The 6,588-nt window shown below is 69.5% G+C and carries 6 protein-coding genes; 4 read left to right on the forward strand and 2 right to left on the reverse strand.

Annotated elements, in window-relative coordinates:
- The first annotated feature begins 52 nt into the window (after positions 1-52).
- From AB0B01_RS26475 to AB0B01_RS26485, 3 genes are read left to right on the forward strand one after another with little or no spacing between them, the layout of a single operon-like run.
- The gene (locus AB0B01_RS26475; RefSeq protein WP_361723957.1) at positions 53-829 is read left to right on the forward strand and encodes an MOSC domain-containing protein; all 777 of its coding nucleotides are present in this window, start codon (positions 53-55) and stop codon (positions 827-829) included.
- 9 nt (positions 830-838) lie between these two features.
- Positions 839-1,612 (forward strand): SDR family oxidoreductase, encoded by a 774-nt coding sequence (locus AB0B01_RS26480; RefSeq protein ID WP_361723960.1) that lies wholly within the window; start codon positions 839-841, stop codon positions 1,610-1,612.
- Positions 1,613-1,670: 58 nt separating this feature from the next.
- On the forward strand, positions 1,671-2,366 hold the full coding sequence (locus tag AB0B01_RS26485; protein WP_361723963.1) for an ester cyclase: 696 nt from the start codon (positions 1,671-1,673) through the stop codon (positions 2,364-2,366).
- 120 nt (positions 2,367-2,486) lie between these two features.
- Here AB0B01_RS26485 and groL read toward each other — a convergent pair whose 3' ends face one another.
- Together groL and groES are read right to left on the reverse strand one after the other, a co-directional pair.
- Positions 2,487-4,115, reverse strand: a complete 1,629-nt coding sequence (gene groL, locus AB0B01_RS26490) for a chaperonin GroEL (protein ID WP_361723966.1) — start codon at positions 4,113-4,115, stop codon at positions 2,487-2,489.
- A gap of 130 nt (positions 4,116-4,245) precedes the next feature.
- A complete protein-coding gene (groES, locus tag AB0B01_RS26495; RefSeq protein ID WP_007265952.1) occupies positions 4,246-4,554 on the reverse strand; it encodes a co-chaperone GroES in 309 nt (102 codons plus the stop codon).
- A gap of 395 nt (positions 4,555-4,949) precedes the next feature.
- On the opposite strand from groES, the gene AB0B01_RS26500 reads away from it, so the two are divergent.
- Positions 4,950-6,353 (forward strand): FtsW/RodA/SpoVE family cell cycle protein, encoded by a 1,404-nt coding sequence (locus AB0B01_RS26500; protein WP_361723969.1) that lies wholly within the window; start codon positions 4,950-4,952, stop codon positions 6,351-6,353.
- Positions 6,354-6,588 lie beyond the last annotated feature (235 nt).

Below are 6,588 nucleotides of genomic sequence, written 5' to 3' on the forward strand. Positions count from 1 at the left end.
ACCGCCAATATCCTGGTTCCGCCTTTGGGAGACCTCGGCTACGGTATCGGCCATGCTTCCGATCCCCGGACCCGCCGCCGGACCCGACACCGCCGCACCGGACACCGCCGCGACCCCGCCCCGCAGGCGCGTTCTCTCCGTGAACACCGGCCGCGCCACCGCCGTCGAGCACACCGACGCCAAGGGCGGCCTGACCGGGATCGGCAAGCGCCCGGTCCCCGGCAGCGTCCGGGTCTTCGCGCCGGGCCCCCGAGGGGTGGGCGCCAGCGGTGTCGAAGGTGACGACGTCTGCGACCTGCGCCACCACGGCGGCGAACACCAGGCCGTCTACGCGTACGCACGCGAGGACCTGGACTGGTGGGAGCGCGAGCTGGACCGCGAACTGCCCGGCGGAACCTTCGGCGAGAACCTCACCACCTCCGGCATCGACCTGACCGGCGCGCTGCTCGGTGAGCGCTGGCGGATCGGCGCGGACCTGGTCCTGGAGGTGGCCTCGGCCCGCATCCCCTGCCGCACCTTCCAGGGCGCCCTCGGCGAGAAGGCCTGGGTCAAGCGGTTCACGCAGGCCGCACGGCCGGGCGCGTACCTGCGGGTGATCCAGGAGGGCCGGGTCGGCGCCGGCGACACGGTCGAGATCGTGCACCGCCCGGACCACGACGTGACGGTGGGGCTCTGGTTCCGCGCCTTCACGACGGAGCGCGCCCTGCTCCCGCGGACGCTGGCGGCGGGCGCGGCGATGGAGCCGCAGGCCCACGAGACGGTGCGCACGTACATGCAGGCGCAGTCATCACGCGCGCAGGCTGATGAACCCGTCACCAGGGGCGGCTAGGTTGCGCCTATGACGACTGCGTTGATTACGGGATCCACGGCGGGCATCGGCGCCGCCTTCGCCCGGCGGCTCGCCGCCCAGGGACACAACCTCGTACTGGTGGCCCGCGACACCGAGCGGCTCGCCGAACAGGCCACCGAGCTGCACGACCGGCACGGCATCGAGGCCGAGGTGCTGACCGCCGACCTCGCCACCGACGCGGGCATCGCGGCGGTGGAAGAGCGCCTCGACGACCGCACGCACCCGGTGGACCTGCTGGTCAACAACGCCGGCTTCGGCAACAAGGGCCGCTACCTCGAAGTCTCCATGGCCGACGAGCTGGCCATGCTGAAGGTGCACGTCGAGGCCGTCCTGCGGCTCACCTCGGCGGCCACCTCGTCGATGCGCTCACGCGGCCGGGGCGGAGTGGTCAACGTGGCCTCGGTGGCGGCCTTCGTACCGCGCGGCACCTACGGGGCGAGCAAGGCCTGGGTCGTCCAGTTCACGCAGGGCGCGGCGAAGGACCTGGCGGGGTCCGGGGTGCGGCTGATGGCGCTGTGCCCCGGCTTCGTACGGACCGAGTTCCACCAGCGCGCCGGCATGGGCACGGACAACATCCCGGGCTGGATGTGGCTGGACGCCGACAAGTTGGTGGCCTCGGCGCTGGCCGACCTGGCGCGCGGCAAGACGGTCTCGATCCCGGATCCGCGGTACAAGGCGCTGATGGGCGTGGTGAAGCTGGCGCCGCGCGGGCTGCTGGGCGGGGTGAGCTCGCGTACGGGCCGCAAGTACGGCCCCCAGTAGCCCCTTATGGGCTAATTCTTCTTAAACTGGACATACCTCATCCAGCCCGGGAGACGCCATGACATTCGTACAAATTGTCGATTATGAGACGAGCAGGCCCGAGGACCTGAATCAGGTCCTGGACCGGTACCTGGCGAAGACGAACGGCAAGCGCACGGTGACCCACAGCGTCATCGCGAAGGACCGCGAGTCCGACACCCACTACGTCGACGTCGTCGAATTCCCGTCGTACGAAGAGGCCATGAAAAACTCTCACCTCCCGGAGACGGACCAGATGTTCCAGGAGATGGTGGCCCTCTGTGACGGGATGCCCAGGTTCACCAACCTGGACGTCGTACGCGACGAGCACCTCAACACGATGCTCGCGAACCGAATGTTCAACGACCTCGCGATGAAGGGCGACATGTCCGCGGCGGACGAGATCTTCGCCTCGGACTACCGCGACCACGACATCGGAAACCCCCAGGACAAGATCGGTCCGGAGGGAATGCGCGAAGACGTCCAGATGTGGCGCGGCGCCTTCGACTTCACGTTCACGATCGATGCCCAGATGGCCCAGGACGACTACATCACCACGTTGTGGACCTGGACCGGAAAGCACAAGGGCGAGTTCATGGGGGTCGCCCCGACCGGCAAGACCTGCACGATGACCGGCACGACGGTCTTCCGCTGCGCGGACGGAATGATCAAGGAAGGGTGGTGGCACTACGACGCCATGGGCCTGATGCGGCAGCTCGGCATGATGGACACCTGACCCGGCACCGGCACGGCCTGTGCGGCGTACGCCGCACACGGCGCACACGGCGAAGGGCCCCGGTCACCACTCGGAAGCGGTGACCGGGGCCCTTACCGGTTCAGCTCGGCTCAGCCTGCGTCAGTGGCTGTGGCCGTGACCGTGGCCGTGACCGGCGTCGGCCTCATCCTCGGCCGGCTTCTCGACGACCAGGGTCTCGGTCGTGAGCAGCAGGGAGGCGATGGAAGCGGCGTTCTCCAGCGCGGAGCGGGTGACCTTGACCGGGTCGATGACGCCGGCCTTGACCAGGTCGCCGTACTCGCCGGTGGCGGCGTTGAAGCCCTGGCCCTTTTCGAGCTCGGCGACCTTCGAGGTGATGACGTAGCCCTCAAGGCCGGCGTTCTCGGCGATCCAGCGCAGCGGCTCGACCGCGGCGCGGCGGACGACCGCGACACCCGTGCCCTCGTCGCCGGACAGGCCCAGGTTGCCCTCCAGCACCTTCACGGCGTGGACGAGCGCGGAGCCACCGCCGGAGACGATGCCCTCCTCGACCGCGGCGCGGGTCGCCGAGATGGCGTCCTCAAGGCGGTGCTTCTTCTCCTTGAGCTCCACCTCGGTGGCGGCGCCGACCTTGATGACGCAGACGCCGCCGGCGAGCTTCGCCAGGCGCTCCTGCAGCTTCTCGCGGTCCCAGTCCGAGTCCGTCGACTCGATCTCGGCCTTGATCTGGTTGACGCGGCCGAGGACCTCCTCGGAGCTGCCGGCACCGTCGACGATCGTGGTGTCGTCCTTGGAGATGGTCACGCGGCGCGCAGAGCCCAGCACGTCGAGACCGGCCTGGTCGAGCTTGAGGCCGACCTCCTCGGCGATGACGGTGGCACCGGTGAGGGTGGCCATGTCCTGGAGCATCGCCTTGCGGCGGTCACCGAAGCCGGGCGCCTTGACGGCGACCGCGTTGAAGGTGCCGCGGATCTTGTTGACGACGAGGGTGGAGAGGGCCTCGCCCTCGACGTCCTCGGCGATGATCAGCAGCGGCTTGGAGCCACCCGCCTGGATGACCTTCTCCAGCAGCGGCAGCAGGTCCTGGATGGACGAGATCTTGCCCTGGTTGATCAGGATGTACGGGTCGTCGAGGACGGCCTCCATACGCTCCTGGTCGGTGACCATGTACGGCGAGAGGTAGCCCTTGTCGAAGGCCATGCCCTCGGTGAACTCCAGCTCCAGGCCGAAGGTGTTGGACTCCTCGACGGTGATGACACCGTCCTTGCCGACCTTGTCCATCGCCTCGGCGATGAGCTCGCCGACCTGCTGGTCCTGCGCGGAGAGCGCGGCCACGGCGGCGATGTCGGACTTGTCCTCGATCGGGCGGGCGGTCGCGAGGAGCTCCTCGGAGACGGCCTTGACCGCGGCGTCGATGCCCTTCTTCAGGGCGGCCGGGGAAGCACCGGCGGCGACGTTGCGCAGCCCCTCGCGGACCAGCGCCTGGGCCAGCACGGTGGCGGTGGTGGTGCCGTCACCCGCGATGTCGTTGGTCTTGGTCGCCACCTCCTTCACCAGCTGGGCGCCCAGGTTCTCGTACGGGTCGTCCAGCTCGACCTCGCGGGCGATGGTGACACCGTCGTTGGTGATGGTGGGGGCGCCGAACTTCTTGTCGATGACGACGTTGCGGCCCTTGGGGCCGATCGTCACCTTGACCGTGTCGGCAAGCTTGTTGACGCCGCGCTCGAGGGCGCGACGGGCGTCCTCGTCGAACTTCAGGATCTTCGCCATGGGAGCGGTTCAGCCCTCTCGAAAACTCGGGTTTAACGAACTGCGCCCCTCGCCGCCCGGCGATCAGCGGGGTGGCCAGGGGCGCAGCTCAAAGCATTCTGCTGAAGTGCAGAAGTGGTGACTTCAGTGATTACTTCTCGACGATCGCGAGAACGTCGCGAGCCGAGAGGACGAGGTACTCCTCGCCGCTGTACTTCACTTCGGTGCCGCCGTACTTGCTGTACAGCACGATGTCGCCGACGTTGACGTCCAGCGGGAGACGCTGGCCGTCCTCGAAGCGGCCCGGGCCCACGGCAAGGACGACGCCCTCCTGGGGCTTCTCCTTCGCGGTGTCCGGGATGACCAGGCCGGAGGCCGTGGTCTGCTCGGCGTCGAGCGGCTGGACCACGATGCGGTCCTCAAGCGGCTTGATGGCAACCTTGGAGCTGGCGGTCGTCACGATCCGACCTCCCCCTTCGGAGATCTCACGGGGTTAACTGTCTGAGGTGGCGACCAGGTGGATCCGTCGTCGCGGGTGCCGGACCTGCCCGTCGCTGTGTTGGCACTCACCGGGGGCGAGTGCCAGGTGCGAGACTATTCCGGCGATTAGCACTCGGTCAAGCGGAGTGCCAATACGGTCCACCGCGTGGCGGCTTTCAGGGGGCGCGGGCGGGGTGGGCGCGGGGTGCGGGCGGGGTCCTCGCGGGCCGGGCGCGGGCCGCGGGCGGGGCGCGGAAGCAACCAGGGCGGGGTCTTCGACGTCATAGTCGATATGAAGATAAAGCGCCGCATTGCCGAGCAGATCGGACCGATGGCCTCCGCAACCGCGGCGTCCGTCGACGACGGCGGCGTCCCGTGCGCGGACTGAGGCCGCTGACGACCGCCGGCGCGCGCCGTCGCACCGAGGCGCTGCTGCTGGTCCTCGTCGTCGCCATCGCCGTCGCCGGTCATGCGAGCGCGGGCCTGGCGATGAACGGGGCGCTCCCCGCCAACCTCACCGGCTTCACCCTCAGCATGAGCCTCCTCGCCCTGGTCGGACACCTGGGCGTGCGCCGGTTCGCGGCCTACGCGGACCCGCTGGTCCTCCCGCTCGCGATGCTGCTCACGGGGCTGGGGCTGGTGCTGCTGCACCGGCTGGACCAGTCGTACATCGAGAAGTACGGCGCGGACCCCAACGCGCCGGGACAGCTGGTGTGGACGGTCATCGGCGTCGCCGCCTGCATCGCGGTGGTCGCCCTGCTGCGCGACCACCGGCTGCTGCAGCGCTTCATCTACATCACGATGGCCGCCGCGCTGGTGCTGCTGATCGCACCGGCCTTCTCGCCCGCGGACACGTACGGCGCGAAGCGCTGGATCGTCGTCGGGGGCTTCTCGCTCCAGCCCGGCGAGTTCGTGAAGATCATGATCGCGGTCTTCTTCGCGGGCTACCTCGTGATCCACCGCGACTCGCTGGCCCTGACGGGCCGCAGGTTCCTCGGCATGCGGCTGCCCCCGATGCGCCAGCTCGGACCCATCGTCACGGTGTGGATCGTGTCGCTGCTGGTACTGGTCTTCGAGCGCGACCTCGGCACGTCGCTGATCTTCTTCGGCGTGTTCGTGGTGATGCTGTACGTCGCCACCGAGCGCACCAGCTGGATCGTGTGCGGCCTGCTGATGGCGGCGGGCGGCGCGTTCGTGGTGGGCTCGACGGAGCCGCACGTGAAGGCGCGCGTGGCCGCCTGGCTGAACCCGCTGTCGTACTACTGGAAGGACCGGCCGCCGGGGATGACCTCGGACCAGTCCGCGCAGGCGCTGTTCAGCTTCGGCACCGGAGGGATGTCGGGGACGGGGCTGGGGCTGGGGCACCCGGAGCTGATCAAGTTCGCGGGCCGCAGCGACTTCATCCTGACGACGGTCGGCGAGGAACTCGGCCTGGCGGGGGTCATGGCGGTCCTGCTCCTGTACGCGCTCCTCGTGCAGCGGGGGCTGCGCATGGCCCTCGGCGCCCGCGACCCCTTCGGCAAGCTGCTGGCGGTGGGCCTGGCGGCGGCGCTGGCCCTCCAGGTCTTCGTGGTGGCGGGCGGCGTGACCGGACTGATCCCCCTGACGGGCAAGGCGCTGCCCTTCCTGGCGAAGGGCGGCTCCTCCCTCCTGGCCAACTGGGTGATGGTCGCCCTGCTGCTCCGCATCAGCGACAGCGCTGAACGCCAACGCGAGGCGGACGCCCGGGGCCCGGCAGAAACCACGATCACCCCCATGGCGGATATGGCGGGTCGGTGAGGGGGCGGGGGCTTCGGGGGGGGCTTCGGGCGGGGGCTTCGGGGGGCGGGATGCCGGCGGGCGGGGGTGGCAAGCGGGGCGGGGGCTTCGGGGTCGGGATGCCCGCACCCGGCATCAGAGAAAGTCCGGGGGCTTCCCGGCAGTCCACTGTCCTTCCGTGTCGGTCCGGGCCGTCAAGGGCGCTCCTTCGTCGCGTCGCTTCGCGATGGCCTTCGGCCACCCTTGACTGCCCGGC

The organism is Streptomyces sp. NPDC044571 (assembly GCF_040647115.1).
GTDB lineage: Bacteria > Actinomycetota > Actinomycetes > Streptomycetales > Streptomycetaceae > Streptomyces.